Source organism: Desulfocastanea catecholica, from assembly GCF_054657295.1.
This window is the reverse complement of sequence record NZ_BAAHYZ010000003.1, coordinates 205,323-220,103: the sequence shown is the minus strand read 5'-3', so window position 1 is coordinate 220,103 and position 14,781 is coordinate 205,323. Positions and strand designations below refer to the sequence as shown.

Annotated in this window: 14 protein-coding genes; 8 read left to right on the top strand and 6 right to left on the bottom strand. The window is 53.4% G+C overall.

Going from position 1 to position 14,781, the window contains the following annotated elements:
- Window positions 1–53: 53 nt before the first annotated feature.
- A complete protein-coding gene (locus ACYQ8U_RS04325) occupies window positions 54–830 on the bottom strand; it encodes an enoyl-CoA hydratase/isomerase family protein (RefSeq protein WP_459944287.1) in 777 nt (258 codons plus the stop codon).
- Between the two features lie 266 nt (window positions 831–1,096).
- Here ACYQ8U_RS04325 and ACYQ8U_RS04320 point away from each other — a divergent pair, with 266 nt between their 5' ends.
- The 6 genes from ACYQ8U_RS04320 (at window position 1,097) to ACYQ8U_RS04295 (ending at window position 10,321) form a co-directional block, all read left to right on the top strand.
- Window positions 1,097–2,302, top strand: a complete 1,206-nt coding sequence (locus tag ACYQ8U_RS04320; RefSeq protein WP_459944286.1) for an efflux RND transporter periplasmic adaptor subunit — start codon at window positions 1,097–1,099, stop codon at window positions 2,300–2,302.
- Window positions 2,303–2,305: 3 nt separating this feature from the next.
- Window positions 2,306–5,446, top strand: a complete 3,141-nt coding sequence (locus tag ACYQ8U_RS04315) for an efflux RND transporter permease subunit (protein WP_459944285.1) — start codon at window positions 2,306–2,308, stop codon at window positions 5,444–5,446.
- Between the two features lie 54 nt (window positions 5,447–5,500).
- Complete coding sequence (locus ACYQ8U_RS04310; RefSeq protein ID WP_459944284.1) at window positions 5,501–6,127, top strand: TetR family transcriptional regulator; 627 nt, start codon at window positions 5,501–5,503, stop codon at window positions 6,125–6,127.
- 261 nt (window positions 6,128–6,388) lie between these two features.
- The gene (locus ACYQ8U_RS04305) at window positions 6,389–7,015 is read left to right on the top strand and encodes a thiol peroxidase (protein ID WP_459944283.1); all 627 of its coding nucleotides are present in this window, start codon (window positions 6,389–6,391) and stop codon (window positions 7,013–7,015) included.
- A 27-nt stretch (window positions 7,016–7,042) separates the two neighbouring features.
- Entirely contained in the window at window positions 7,043–9,151 is a 2,109-nt protein-coding gene (gene pta, locus ACYQ8U_RS04300; RefSeq protein ID WP_459944282.1) for a phosphate acetyltransferase, read from the top strand.
- Window positions 9,152–10,321, top strand: coding sequence for a M20 family metallopeptidase (locus ACYQ8U_RS04295; RefSeq protein WP_459944281.1), 1,170 nt, complete (start codon window positions 9,152–9,154; stop codon window positions 10,319–10,321).
- A gap of 20 nt (window positions 10,322–10,341) precedes the next feature.
- Here ACYQ8U_RS04295 and ACYQ8U_RS04290 read toward each other — a convergent pair whose 3' ends face one another.
- The 4 genes from ACYQ8U_RS04290 to pspA form a co-directional block, all read right to left on the bottom strand.
- The gene (locus ACYQ8U_RS04290) at window positions 10,342–10,512 is read right to left on the bottom strand and encodes a hypothetical protein (RefSeq protein ID WP_459944280.1); all 171 of its coding nucleotides are present in this window, start codon (window positions 10,510–10,512) and stop codon (window positions 10,342–10,344) included.
- A gap of 154 nt (window positions 10,513–10,666) precedes the next feature.
- Window positions 10,667–11,047: an envelope stress response membrane protein PspC gene (pspC, locus tag ACYQ8U_RS04285; protein ID WP_459944279.1), complete on the bottom strand. Its 381-nt coding sequence runs from the start codon at window positions 11,045–11,047 to the stop codon at window positions 10,667–10,669.
- Window positions 11,044–11,289 carry an envelope stress response membrane protein PspB gene (locus ACYQ8U_RS04280; RefSeq protein ID WP_459944278.1) on the bottom strand — a complete coding sequence of 82 codons (246 nt, stop codon included), beginning with the start codon at window positions 11,287–11,289 and terminating at the stop codon, window positions 11,044–11,046. Before ACYQ8U_RS04280 ends, pspC begins: the two co-directional genes overlap by 4 nt.
- Window positions 11,290–11,378: 89 nt before the next feature.
- A complete protein-coding gene (gene pspA, locus ACYQ8U_RS04275; protein ID WP_459944277.1) occupies window positions 11,379–12,056 on the bottom strand; it encodes a phage shock protein PspA in 678 nt (225 codons plus the stop codon).
- Between the two features lie 186 nt (window positions 12,057–12,242).
- Between pspA and pspF the strand changes: the two genes are divergently transcribed.
- Window positions 12,243–13,316 carry a phage shock protein operon transcriptional activator gene (pspF, locus tag ACYQ8U_RS04270; protein ID WP_459944276.1) on the top strand — a complete coding sequence of 358 codons (1,074 nt, stop codon included), beginning with the start codon at window positions 12,243–12,245 and terminating at the stop codon, window positions 13,314–13,316.
- Window positions 13,317–13,320: 4 nt separating this feature from the next.
- Here pspF and ACYQ8U_RS04265 read toward each other — a convergent pair whose 3' ends face one another.
- Window positions 13,321–14,199 carry a shikimate dehydrogenase gene (locus tag ACYQ8U_RS04265; RefSeq protein ID WP_459944275.1) on the bottom strand — a complete coding sequence of 293 codons (879 nt, stop codon included), beginning with the start codon at window positions 14,197–14,199 and terminating at the stop codon, window positions 13,321–13,323.
- A gap of 133 nt (window positions 14,200–14,332) precedes the next feature.
- Between ACYQ8U_RS04265 and ACYQ8U_RS04260 the strand changes: the two genes are divergently transcribed.
- A complete protein-coding gene (locus ACYQ8U_RS04260; RefSeq protein WP_459944274.1) occupies window positions 14,333–14,761 on the top strand; it encodes an iron-sulfur cluster assembly scaffold protein in 429 nt (142 codons plus the stop codon).
- The last annotated feature ends 20 nt before the right edge of the window (window positions 14,762–14,781 follow it).

Below are 14,781 nucleotides of genomic sequence, written 5' to 3'. Positions count from 1 at the left end.
CTCCCCCCAGTGTCTGCTGCTTGCCATGCGACGTGGGGGAGCGACAAACCTGCTTATTGCAGTTTCCATTGGGGGTTTCTTTTGCCCAAAAAGGCGGCAACCCCTTCTTTTGCATCATCGGTGGTACACAGCCTGGCAAAGGCCTCGTTCATGAACTGGAACTGTTTCTGATAATCCATGTCCTCGGATTGATAGAAGGCGCTTTTGGCGATCTGCACGGCAAGAGGGCTTCTCTTGGCCAGGTCTTCCGCCCAGCTCAGGGCTGCTTCGTCAAGTTCTTCATGGGCGACGACTCTATTGATAAGGCCGAGTTCCAGGGCTTCCTCCGCCTTGAGCAGGTTGCCGTAGAGCAGGAGCTCCAGGGCTTTCTTCCGTCCGACACAGCGGGCAACCGGCAGGATCGGTCCGACACAGTTGAGACCGACATTGATGGCCGTAAGACCCATTTTTACCCGCTCCGAGGCAATGACCAGATCAGCCGCCGCTGCCAGTCCCATGCCGTTTGCCGTGGCCACACCCTGCAGCTGGGCGATGACCGGTTTTTTCATGGTGGAAATGGTCACCAGAGGATTTTCCATCCACTCGATCCATTGCCGGTACTGGATTGCCGATTTACCGGTAAGTTCGTTGACATCGATTCCGGCGCAGAATGCCCGCCCGGAGCTTTTCAGCAGGATAACGCGAACCTTGTCGTCTGCCTCCATAGCCAGCAGTGCGTCATGGAGTTCCCCAGCCATCTGACTGGTAAAAGTGTTCAACTGCTCCGGGCGATTCAGGGTAATGATCCCGACATGTTTTGCGGTAACTTCAACGAGAACTGTTGCAAACATTATAAGACACCTCCGTTTCGGTAGATTTTTGCTCTGCTTCATGCGTTGTCTGGTTCGGGCCATATCGTCTATGGTTCTCTTTTTCTATCATGTTTGGAGATAAAAAGCAGTTCTTATCCATATTAAAAACTTGCATACATGCGTGTATGTATATATACTGAGCGGTTTGTGGCAAGAGAGCCGGCGGGGAATATTGCATGGTCTCTCGGCGAGAGATCACACCTTCCTCAATGCAGCACATTATTTAAACTATCAATGGTATCAGTATGTTGAAACTAAAATTTAGAACATGCATTTTTCTGACTGCCCTGTTGGCAGGATCCCTGCTGCCCGGTTGTACGGAACAGGCGCCGGAAACCACAACGACAAAAGTTCCGGTTGAGGTTGACATTATCATCCTCAAGGCGGAGCCGGTTCCTGTCGAGGTCGAATTACCCGGTCGAACGGTCGCCTACCGGGTGGCGGAGGTTCGTCCACAGGTCAACGGCATTGTCACAAAGCGGCTTTTTACCGAAGGCAGTGAGGTCAAGGCCGGAGAAATTCTTTATCAGATAGATTCTGCCTCCTATCAGGCGAGGCTGGACAGTGCCAGGGCAACGCTGGTCAAGGCTAAAGCCGCCGAACATCTGGCGAAATTAAAGGCGCAAAGATACCGCAAACTTGCCCGGACGAATGCGGTAAGTGAGCTGGATCAGCTCGAGATTGAGGCGACGTGGCAGCAGGCCGTGGCCGATGTGGCTTTGGCCGAAGCGGCACTGGACAGTGCCCGTATTGATCTTGCATACACACGGGTGACGGCGCCTATCAGCGGCCGAATCGGCAAATCGATGATCACCGAAGGGGCCCTGGTTACCGCGCAGCAGGGCACCCCTCTGGCTGTTATTCAGCAGCTTGATCCACTGTATGTTGATGTTACGCAGTCGAGCAGCGAATTGCTCAGACTGAAAAAGAATGTCTCCGCCGGTTTGACTCAAGGCGGTGCAAAAAACAACTCCGAGGTGACCATTCTTCTCGAGGATGGCTCGGCATATGAGCAGGTCGGCTCCCTGAAATTTTCTGATGTGACAGTAGAGCAATCGACCGGAACGGTGACCCTGCGTGCCCTCATTGATAACCCCGACGAGGAGCTGTTGCCGGGAATGTTTGTCCGGGCTCGAGTCACCGCCGGGGTGCGGCAGGATGCGATTCTTGTTCCCGCCGAAAGTATCAGCCGAAACAGCAAGGGAGAGGCGGTTGTCATGCTGGTGAATGACCAGTCGACCGTTGAAAGCCGCATCATTTCGAGCGGACGAAATATCGGTAATAAGGTTCTGGTCGATAAAGGTCTGGTGGCCGGTGAGCAACTTATTACCGCCGGTTTTCAAAAAATTAAACCCGGAGCCGTAGTGAAGGGCGTGCAGCCGCAGGGCGTGCTGCCGGGACAACTTGCCTTGCAGGCAAAACCTTTAACTTCTGTACTCGAGGCGGAGTAAATCATGGCCAGGTTTTTTATAGATCGTCCCATTTTTGCCTGGGTTATTGCGCTGGTTATCATGCTCGCCGGGGCCTTGTCCATCATTCGCCTGCCAATCTCGCAGTATCCTGAAATAGCACCGCCGGCAGTGACTATTACGGCAAGATATCCAGGTGCTTCAGCGAAGACCATTGAAGACAGCGTTACGCAGATCATCGAGCAGAGCATGAACGGTCTCGACAACCTGCTCTATATGAGTTCTCAGAGCTCATCCGCGGGAACGGTGACGGTTACCCTGACCTTTCAGGCGGGTACCGACCCGGATATCGCTCAGGTACAGGTGCAGAACAAACTGCAGCAGGCGACAAGTCAGCTGCCGCAGCAAGTGCAGCAGCAGGGATTACAGGTTGCCAAATCCAATTCGACCTTCTTGATGGTGGTTGGCCTTATCTCGGCCGACGGCAGTATGGATAAAAATGATCTTGCCGATTTCATGGTTTCTACCCTGAAAGATCCCTTGAGCCGCACGGCCGGAGTCGGCAGTATCCAGATCTTCGGTGGCCAGTATGCCATGCGCATCTGGCTCGATCCCCACCGACTGAACAGCTACCAGCTGACTCCCGGCGATGTCAGTGCGGCCATCGAAACCCAGAATAATCAGGTGGCTGTCGGCGATCTTGGCGGCACACCTTCTGTTGCCGGCCAGCAGGTAAGTGCCGGCATGATAGCGCAGACCAAGATGAGTTCTCCCGAGCAATTTGCCGAAATTCTGCTCAAGGTAAACGCCGACGGTTCGCAGATCCGTTTAAAGGATGTGGCTCGGGTGGAAATCGGCGGGGAAAGTTACGATGCGATAACGACCTTCAATGGACAACCGGCGGGCGGTATGGCCATAATGCTCGCCACCGGCGCCAATGCTCTGGATACCGCCGAGGCGGTACGGGCTAAGCTGACCGAGCTGCAGCCGTACTTTCCAACCGGAATCGAAGTTGTGTACCCTTACGATACGACAACCTTTATCAAAATATCGATTGCCGAGGTGGCGAAAACCCTGGTTGAGGCCATTCTCCTGGTCTTTCTGGTGATGTTTCTCTTTCTGCAGAATTTTCGGGCAACACTTATTCCGACCATTGCCGTGCCGGTTGTCCTGCTCGGTACCTTTGGCGTGATGGCTGCTTTCGGCTTTTCGATCAATACCCTGACCATGTTTGGACTGGTGCTGGCCATCGGTCTGCTCGTCGACGATGCCATAGTTGTCGTTGAAAACGTCGAGAGGATCATGGCGACGGAAGGGCTGTCGCCTCTCGAGGCAACCAGGAAGTCGATGGATCAGATCACCAGCGCTCTTATTGGTATCGCTCTGGTTCTCTCTGCCGTCTTTGTGCCCATGGCCTTTTTTGGTGGATCCACCGGGGCCATCTATCGTCAGTTTTCGTTGACTATTGTTTCAGCCATGACCCTTTCGGTTTTCGTGGCCTTGATTCTCACTCCGGCCCTCTGCGCGACCATGTTGAAACCGGTCACACCCGGAACCCATGCAGAAAAACGCGGCTTCTTCGGCTGGTTTAACCGCATGTTCACGCGAAATACCGAGCGCTACGGCAACAGCGTCGCCTATATCCTGCAGCGCGCCGGCAGGTTCGGCTTGATCTATCTCCTGCTCATCGGCGGGATGGTTTTTCTCTTCACCAGGCTGCCGACGTCGTTTCTGCCCAATGAGGATCAGGGGGTATTTCTGACCATGGTGCAGCTCCCCACCGGCGCCACACAGCAGCGGACGCAGGATGTGCTTGACAAGGTCCGTAATTACTATCTGACGGAAGAAAGTGACAAAATTGCCTCAGCCTTCACCGTAGCCGGCTTCAGCTTCGCCGGTACCGGACAGAACATGGGGCTGATATTTGCCCAGCTGAAAGATTGGAGTGAACGTAAGGGCAAGGACCAATCGGTCGACGCCATCCTCGGCAGGGCGATGGGCTACTTACCAAAGATAAAGGAGGCGCAGATCTATGCCTTCAACCTGCCCTCCATCCCGGCCCTCGGCACCTCGACCGGCTTTGATTTTTACCTGCAGGATCGTGCCGGCCTGGGTCATGAAAAACTGATCGAGGCGAGAAATCAGCTCCTTGGCCTGGCGGCCCAGCACCCCGATCTCACCCGTGTCCGGCCCAACGGCATGGAAGATACGCCGGAGTACAATGTCGATATCGACTATGAGAAGGCTATGGCCCTTGGTATTACTGTCGATAGTATCAATAGCACCCTGTCCACCGCCTGGGGATCAAATTATGTCAATGACTTCGTGCATAATGGCCGGATAAAAAAAGTGTATCTCCAGGCCGATGCGCCGTACCGCATGGAGCCGGAAGACATCAAGCTGTGGTATGTGCGTAACGGCGGGGATCAGATGGTGCCGTTTTCCACCTTTGCCAGCGGGCACTGGAGCTTTGGTTCTCCCCGGCTGGAACGGTTTAACGGCAACCCGGCAGTTGAGATTATGGGTGAAGCCGCACCCGGCAAGTCCAGTGGTGATGCGATGGCGACGATAGCTAAGCTGGTGGCGCAGCTGCCCAGCGGTATCGGCTACGAATGGACTGGTACATCCTACCAGGAACAGCAGTCCGGCTCCCAGGCCCCGGCGCTCTACGCCATCTCCATTCTGGTGGTCTTTCTCTGCCTTGCCGCCTTGTATGAAAGCTGGTCCGTGCCGTTTTCGGTGATGCTGGCCGTGCCGCTCGGCGTCCTTGGCGCCCTGGCGGCGGCCTATCTGCGAGGCATGGAAAATGATGTCTATTTCCAGGTGGGGCTGCTGACCACCATCGGTCTGTCGGCAAAAAATGCTATCCTGATAGTCGAGTTCGCCAAATCGCTTCATGACCAGGGTATGGATCTCATCGCGGCAACCGTCGAGGCCTGCCGGATGCGACTCCGTCCGATTCTCATGACATCCCTGGCCTTTATGCTTGGCGTTTTCCCCCTGGTGATCAGTACCGGTGCGGGCGCCAACAGCAGGCATGCCATCGGGACGGGGGTATTCGGCGGTATGTTGACGGCAACAGTTCTGGCGATCTTTTTTATCCCGCTCTTTTTTGTCGTGGTTTTGCGGGTGTTTAAGAAACGTCAGGTCAAGGACACTGCTGCCGCAGCGGTTCAGGAGTACTGATGTTGTCAAAATTCAGCGATTATGTCGTTTAAGGACAGTCGCTAAGGAAGCTGTATGGCACGAAAAACAAAAGAAGACGCCTTGAAAACGCGGGAAGCGATATTGGATGCCGCGGTGCAGGTCTTTTCCATCCGCGGCGTTTCCGCCACCACGCTGGCGAACATAGCCAAGGCGGCCGGGGTGACCAGGGGCGCCATTTACTGGCATTTCACTAATAAAGAGGATCTGCTCAGCGCCCTGTGGGAGCAGCTTCTCCTGCCTTTTCAGCCTGTTGTCCGTGCAAGTGAAGATCCGGACGAGCCCGATCCCTTAGGTAAATTGAAACAAACCTGTGTCGACTTCTTTAAAAACCTGAAAGAGGATCCACGACTCCTGAAGCTGTGCCGGATTCTCATTAACAAATGTGAGGCGGTGGAGGACACCGGTACGCTGCATCTGCACCGGGTTAATTGTCACATTGATGGACAGCGCCAGATTGAACAGATTCTCCGTAACGCCATCACCCAGGGGCAGCTGCCGGAGAACCTTGATGTGCGCATGGGCAGCATCGCCACCATTGCCTTTATCGATGGATTGGTCGCCAACTGGATTATGTTTCCGGATATTCTAGATGTCCAGCAAGAAATTCCTGCTATTCTCGATGGCCTGATGCAGATGCTGCGTTCAGGGTTTATTCGCTGACGCGGCAGAAAAAAATCTTCAGAAGATTATCTGTACAGAGCTGACTCATTCCTGGCGTCAAAGAGTGTCTGCCGGCAAGTGATTTTCGGTTGGAGAAGGGCTATTTTCCGACTCCGGTCGTTGACCGGAGGCAATTCAGCCTTATTTCTCTTTCAATGGTGAGTGATTTCTGGAAAAATATCGACTTCACTCGTCACTGTAGACAATCGAAGACAGAAAATACACTGTAGATAGACACTTTAGATATATTGGAGGTAGATCATGCGCAAACATATGTTCTTTTTTGCCGCAGGACTGGCGCTGACAGTTTTACTCGGCAGCTGCACAACAAAACAGGCGCCGCTGGTTATAGATTCCACCAGCGTCGCCCCCGGAACCCAGGTCGCCAGGAAAGGCGACGTCATAGCTCTTACCGGCACCGGCATCGAGATTGGGCAAAAATTGCCGGACACGCATCTTGTCGATGCTGCGACAATGCAGGCGGTCAATCTGGGTGATTACCGCGGCAGCGTTCTTTTTCTCAGCATCGTGCCATCCATCGACACCAGAGTGTGTGAGGAACAGACGCATTATCTCGGAGAGGAGGGCGATACCTTGCCCGCATCAATCAAGCGGATCACCGTAAGCCGTGACACGCCCTTTGCCCAGGTTCGTTTTGCTGAGGAAGCGAAACTGGAAGATATCTGGTATCTCTCCGACTATAAACAAGGGGATTTCGGCCGCTCGATTGGTCTGCTGATGGATGGGTCGCAGCTGCTCGCCCGCGCCGTTGTCCTCGTCGACAAACAGGGTGTTGTGCAGTATATCCAGGTTGTCCCGGAAGTGACTCATCTACCGGATATGGCGGAAGCCTTCAGGCAGGCTCTTGCCCTGGACAAACAGCCCTGAGGGTAACCGTGGGAAAGGACCAACACAATGTCGAAAAATCTCTATATCACCGCGGTGGAACCGAAAAGCGGCACCTCTCTGGTTGCTTTAGGCGTCATGGAATTTCTTGTCCGAAATTTGGTGCGGGTTGCCGTCTTTCGTCCCATCGTCAACACGAAAAACGATACGGAGGGGAAGGACGAAATCATCCATTTGATAGCCAAGCATTACAATCTTGATATCCCGTACCGCAGCATGTATGCCTACACCTTTGAAGAAGCGAGGACACTGGTCGCGGATAAACAGTATGACAAAATGCTTGAAGGTATCCTCGAGCGCTATAAAAATCTGGAAAACGACTATGATTTCGTTCTCTGTCTGGGCACGGATTATCAGAGCGATTCGGCGGCGTTTGAATTTGAGCTCAATGTGGAAATTGCCAACAATCTCGGCTGTCCGGTACTGATGATCGCCAATGCCCACGAGGGTGCAATCGAAGGGGTGGTCAGGTCGTGTCAGTTCGCCATTGAGTCTTTTGAGGAAAAGGGCTCGAAAATTCTCTCGATCATCGTCAACAGGACCCCGGTGAGCCTGCAGGAGGAAATGCTCCGGGCGCTGAGGGAAAGGCTGACGCAGAAGATAGAGCTTATTTACTCAATCCCATTTGAGACAACCCTTGATCGACCGACTATGGCAGAGATAGCCAAGGCCCTCGACGCCAAGGTTATCTTTGGTAAAGAACAGCTCAACCGACCGGTGTCCCGTTTTGTCGTTGCCGCGATGAATTTGAGAAATTTATTGCCAAGACTGGAAAATGACAATCTCATCATTACGCCGATTGACAGGATTGACATTATTCTCGGCATGCTCGCCGCTTACCGGTCATCGAACATGCCGAATATAGGCGGCATCGTCCTTACCGGTTATCTGGAGCCCGACGAGATCCTCGGCAACCTTCTCCAGGGCATGGAGGATCTCGTGCCTATCGTCAAGGTGCAGGAGGATACCTTTACTGCGGCAATGAAAATAAAGGCTATACACAACAGTATCACGCCGGATTCGGTACTGAAGATCGCCTCCGGCCTGGGATTGTTCGAGTCCCATGTCGATACCTCGGCGTTACGAAGAAAGATTGTCGGCTACAGCATGCTGTTTATGTCCCCGAAAATGTTCGAATTTGGTCTGGTGAAACGGGCTCGGGCCTATAAACAGACCATTGTTCTGCCCGAAGGAGATGATGAGCGGATCCTGCGGGCCGCCGAAATACTCATTCACCGGGATGTCGTGCAGATCGTGCTGCTTGGTAAAGTTCAGGCTATTCAGAGTAAGATCCTGACTCTCGGGCTGTCTCTTGCCGGGGTTAGAATTATTGATCCGGTAAAGTCGGAGCTCCTCGATGACTATGCGGCCACCTATTTTGCCCTGAGAAAGCACAAGGGCATCACGCCGGACAATGCCCGGGACGTCATGTCCGCCGTTAATTATTTTGGCACGATGATGGTCTACAAAGGCCATGCGGACGGCATGGTGTCAGGAGCGGCCCATTCCACGCTGAACACGGTGCGGCCTTCTCTTGAATTCGTCAAAACCAAGCCCGGCAGTACCATCATGTCTTCGGTGTTTTTTATGTGTCTTGAAGACAGAGTGCTGGCCTATGGCGACTGTGCCGTTAATCCCCGACCTACCGCGGAGCAGCTTGCCGAAATAGCCATTGAATCCTCAAGGACAGCAGAGCTGTTCGGCATAAAACCCTATGTAGCCATGCTCTCGTATTCTTCCGGCACCTCCGGCATAGGCGAGGAGGTCGAAAAGGTGAAAAAGGCGACAGAGATTGCCCACCGGCTGGCCCCCGATCTTCTCCTGGAAGGGCCAATCCAGTATGATGCGGCGGTGGATCCAATAGTTGCTGCCAAGAAAATGCCGCACAGCAAGGTGGCCGGCAAGGCAACGGTTTTTATATTTCCAGATCTCAATACCGGCAACAATACCTACAAGGCGGTGCAGCGATCTGCGGGGGCGGTGGCTATCGGCCCAATTATGCAGGGACTGAATAAACCGGTAAACGACCTCAGTCGCGGCTGTAATGTAACGGATATCGTCAATACCGTGGCAATTACCGCAATTCAGGCACAGGCGAAGAAAGGTTTATTGTCATAAATGATGCATGAGTCATACGAGTCACTTGTCAACTTCGTTCAAGAGAGCGAAAAAGATCAGTTCCGGTTGTTGCGGCAGTTGGTCGAGCAGCAGAGTTTTTCCCGTTTCAAGGCCGGCGTCGATGCGGTCGGCAAGTCGATCGCTAACAGTCTGCGGGGGACCGGGATGGTGCTCGACGTGGTACGGGAATCCGAGCTCGGTGACCAGCTGGTTTTTCGTTCTCCCGCCTACCGGACCGGAGTGCCGGCACTTTTGCTGATCGGTCATATGGATACCGTCTATCCTGTCGACAGCCCCTTCACCTGGTTTAAAGATGATGGACAAAAGGTTTTTGGCCCAGGGGTGATTGACATGAAAGGCGGGCTGGTCACCGCCATTTTTGCGCTCAAGGCCCTGGCTGGCTGCCGGCTGCTTGAAAAAGTCCCACTCACCTTTATCTGTAATTCCGATGAGGAAATTGGCTCCCCGGCATCGACGCCCCTCATAGAGACAGAGGCGGCACGAAGTCTTCTCGGCCTTGGTTTTGAGTGCGGCGGTCTTCAGGGTGAGATTGTCACCGGACGTAAAGGCAAGGCCGGGTATCTCCTCTCTGTCAAGGGTCGGGCCGGTCATGCGGCATTTGCCGGTGCGGACAAGGCCAGTGCCATTCTCGAGCTGGCCCATAAGATTATTGCTCTGGAACAGCTCAATGACGCTCGGCGGAAGATAGTGGTCAATGTCGGGGTCATCAAAGGCGGGATCGGCCCGAATACTGTTGCCGACGCGGCGGTGGCGGAGATCGATACGCGGTTTTTGACAGCGGCGGACTGTGCGGATACCGCGGCGAAGATTGCCCGGATAGCCGCGGACTGTTTGGTGCCGGGGACCCGGGCGGAACTGCACCAGACGCCTTCCAGGCAGCCGATGGTGCAGTCGGCAGCTAACCGGCAATTATTTCGAATAATCTCACGACAGGCGGAGATGCTCGGACTGCCGTGCCGGGAGGAACTGCGCAGCGGAGTCTCGGATATGAATACCATCGCCGAGGCAGGCATTCCTGTCGTTGATGGCATGGGCCCTGTTGGGGATTGTGACCATTGCGACCGGGAGTATATGATTAGAAATACCCTCCCGTCGCGAACCAAGCTTGCGGCTCTCAGCATACTGTGCAGCTGGGAGCATTTCCGTTAATGGTGGATGGCCGTTACTGTCTATTGCCTGTAGGTTATTTTAATGCCGCCGGTATCCACCGGCTGCGGCATCTCATCCCAGATGGTTATCGGTTCTGCCTGTCGGGGATCGCTGTGTAGCAGGACATTTCTGATTTCGGCTACGACAAAGACAATGAAGAGCAGCATGCAGCAGTGAATGATTTGTGCCATGACCTTCTCCCTTCAACGTTGAAGAATTCGGGCGCACTTCCTTTCCATCTTTTTCGAGGAGATCGTTCTTCTCATGCAAATTGATAAGACATGAGCGGCCAAAAACCATCTCGGTTTTAATATAAGGCATGCTTATGTGAATATCCAGTGTGGCTTATGAACGAAAGCGTCGCTCCCAATCATATTCCCGACCGGTCACCTTGTCCTCCATGCTCCGGATGCGTCTCTCCAGCTCGTCAAATTTTTTCTTCAGGCGCTGGGCGGCGGTTTTTGGAGAATGCACGTAACTATCATAAAATTCCTGCTCCTCCTCACTCTCCAGCGGTTTTATCGGTTTGGGCTTCATAAAGAAGGCGGCTACCAGGTAGACACCGATAACCGGCCAGAAGCCACTGAAAATAAATAGAATAACCAGTGCTATGCGGATCCAGAAGACGGAGAAATCAAAGTATTCCGCAATTCCACTGCATACGCCCAGGAAAACGCCGTTGCGCGACCGATAGATGCCGCCTTGTTTTTCATGATATCTTGTCATTTTTTGTACCTATCCTTTTGCTGATTTTCCGTCAGGATCGTTTCCAGCGCGTCGATCCGTTCTTCCAGCTTTTCCAGTCCCTGATAGATTTCCTGGATGACCCTCGCCTCTTCACTCTCCGCCGGCCCACTGGAACACCTGTTGGTGCGGGTTTTGACAATTATCAAGATGGTCCCGCAGATAAGCATTGCCAAGGCGACAATTGAGCCGAAAACAATGGCAACGATAATGATATTGAGCATGGTGTTCAACTCCGGTCAGTGGTCCGTTTTTGTCTGGTGGTCCTGTGCCGCGGCGACGAACACATTTTGTCCTCCAGGGTGTGAAAAACTTATAGGGTTTCGCCTTGCTTACTGTATTGCGCAGCTTTGATCCTGGCAAGTTCGTTCTCAATCTCGTCATCGGCGGCGAGGTTGTCAAATTCTTCCTCGACAGGAGGCTTGTCGGCCATGTTGACCAGTTCGGCCTCCGCCTCCATCTGTTCGATTCTGCTTTCCAGTTTATCGAAACGGGCCATGGTGTCGCTGCTGTTGCTGCGCCTGATATCCTCCTGGGCGCGCTTTTTTCCGGTGGCCCGCTTGTGACGTTCAACGAGGACTCTCTTTTTTTCCTTGGCGTTGTTCAGTTTACTCTCCAGTTCGGTTATATCCTCCTGGTATTGTGCGATGAGTCCAGCGTATTCCCCCAGTTCACCCTCAAGGGCTTCGGCAATTACGGTAAAGCGCCGTTTTTCGATGAGTGCTTCTCTGGCCAGATTATCCCGGCCCTTGGCCACGGCCATGGTGGCACGGTCGGCCCATAGATCTCTTCTGCCGCGAATTTCTTCGAGCTTCCTCTCGACTTTTTTCCGGCCGGCGATGACGCCGGCACAGGATGATTTTAACTCGATGAGGGTGTCTTCCATTTCGTGAATCATCAGTTTAATCATCTTTTCAGGATTCTCTGCCTTATCGAGCATGGAATTGATATTAGAACTGATGATGTCGCTGAATCGTGTGAAAATGCCCATGTCTTTCCTCCAGAATTAGGGTTGTGGTTTGTTTTGTATTTAGCAGGATGTGTGCCTGTCGACGAAAATAGTGAAAAGTACCGAAAACCGAGCTGTTGGGACTTGCGTGTTGGTGTGTTCCTTGGTATATATTAACCAATATATGGTCTAAAAAACTAAATAAAGGTGAAATTAACCGAAGAAGTCATGGCTCTTAAAAAAGAAGCAGGTACTTTCTTGCCACGGGGCGAGGCCCTCGGGCAGTCGGAAACGTTTCTTGATTTTCAGGAGCGTCTTTCCCGCGTCGCGCCGGTCGACAGGCCGGTGCTGCTGATAGGCGAGCGGGGAACCGGGAAAGAACTGGCCGCCAGCCGCCTGCATTTTTTGTCCAGGAGATGGCAGGGGCCTTTTGTCACCCTGAACTGTGCGACCCTTTCTCCGTCGCTCATCGAGGCGGAGCTGTTCGGATTTGAGAAAGGCGCCTTCACCGGCGCTGACAGCCGCCGAACCGGACGGTTTGAAGCGGCGGACGGCGGGACTCTTTTTCTCGATGAAATCGGCTCTATTCCTTTCGAGGCCCAGGAGAAAATCCTCCGGGTGGTGGAATACAATTCCTTTGAACGGGTCGGCAGTTGGCAACCCATCGAAGTCGACGTACGCATCGTCGGGGCGACCAATGTCGATCTGCCGGCCATGGCCGAGAGTAAAGATTTTAAACGGGATCTCCTTGACCGTCTCTCCTTTGAGGTCCTGTTTCTGCCGCCACTTCGCTGCAGGGAGGAAGATATTCTGCTCCTGGCCAACCATTTTGCCACGCGGATGTCCTTTGAGCTGGGCAGAAACGACATCCCCACCTTCTCGGAAGCGGTGGTGCGGCAGCTTGAACAAAACAGCTGGAAAGGCAACATCCGCGAGCTGAAAAACGTTGTGGAACGGGCGGTCCATCGCTCGGATACCGGGGTGATAGATACAATTGTCTTTGATCCCTTTGTCTCCCCCTATGAACCCCTTTATCCCACGGTTGATGAACAGAGAGGCGCAGAAAGGGCCGCGCTTTTTCTCACCGAGGGAAAGGAGACCGTCTCGATGAAACGGGCGGTGGAGGAGCTGGAAAGAACAATGATTGGTCAGGCGTTGGCCGCCAGCCGGTATAACCAGAGAAAGGCCGCGGCCCGTCTCGGCCTGACGTATGACCAGTTCCGTGGGAAAATTCGCAAATACGGCTTGAACGTTGTGCAGCCGGACGGCGGGCTGGATGCTGCTGCCGGCGGTCCTGTCTGATAGGTTATTTCCCCTGTTTCTTTGCCATCAGGGAGTAGGCCACCTCGGTCATCTCGGCAATGACCGGCTCGACACCTGTCCACAGTTTGAAGGCTGCGGCGCCTTGGTAGATCAACATGCCCAGGCCGGGGAGGATGGCGCGGCAGCCCTGTTCTTCGGCGGCTTTGAGCAGTCTGGTTTTAAGCGGGTTATAGACGATATCCGCGACTGTCAGATGCGGCAGCAGCAGTGATGTATCAATCGGCAGGGCATCGTCCTTTGGGTGCATACCGACACTGGTGCCGTTAATAAGCACATCACAATTCTGTAAGGCTGTTGCCTGCCTGTCTATTCTCTGCTCGACAACCTCGGCGCAGTTACGGATTTTCGTGTTGATCTCGGTGACCAGGGCCTGTGCTTTTGCCGCAGTACGATTGCAGATGATTATTTTATCGGCTCCTTGAAAGGCCAGGGTCATGGCTATGGCGCGTACGGCACCGCCGCAGCCAAGGAGAAAAAAGCGTTTTCCTTGTGCCGATATCCGCGTTTCTTCCGCCAGGGATCGGCTAAACCCCAGGCCGTCGGTATTGTAGCCCGTGGTCTTGCCGTCCTTGATGCAGATGGTATTCACCGCCCCGATTGTCGTGGCGAGGGGATCGAGTTCATCGAGATATTTCATGATCCGGATCTTATGGGGAATGGTGACGTTGAAACCGGCGACGTTCATCCTGACCAGGCCGGCGAACACCTTGTCAAGATTATCTTCATTGACTTCGACCGGCAAATAACAATAGTCCATCCCGAGTACCTCGAAAACCCGATTATGCATTGGCGGAGAAACGGAATGTCCCAGCGGGTTTCCGAGGAGTACGACCAGTTTTGTTGTGACGGTGGGCGCGTGCATTATTTTCTTATTTTTCTTGTGCTCATTGGATATTAGGTTATGTACAATGACGGTATCGATGCTGCAGAGGTTGCTGCGGCCTTGGCTGCAGGGCAACACAATACACCAACTTACACAATAAAGGGACATCTGCATGTCAATTTTTACCATGTTCATGGCTTTTCTTGTTCTGCTTGTCGTCGGCTTGACCTGGTTTTTTATCTATTATTTCAACAATCCGGTTCTTGAAAATCCGGACGGCATCGCCAAGGTGGTCGGCAACTGCGGCGATACCATGGAGATCGGCCTGAGGATACGAGACGGGAAGGTGCTGGACACCCATCATTGGACCAACGGCTGTTCGTTCAGTAAAAACTGTATCGCAACGGCAGCCACCCTTGCCCGGGCGAAAACTATTGAAGAGTTAAAAACCATAAATATGGTGACCATTATGGACGAGGTGGGGCAACTCCCGGAGACGCATCTGCATTGCGCCCAGTTAGCGGAAATTACCCTGCAGCGCAGTGTCGAAAACTATCTCGCCCGGCAACAGATGCCTGGGGGGCATGGCACAAAGTCGTAATTGAAAATCATTCTCAAGTA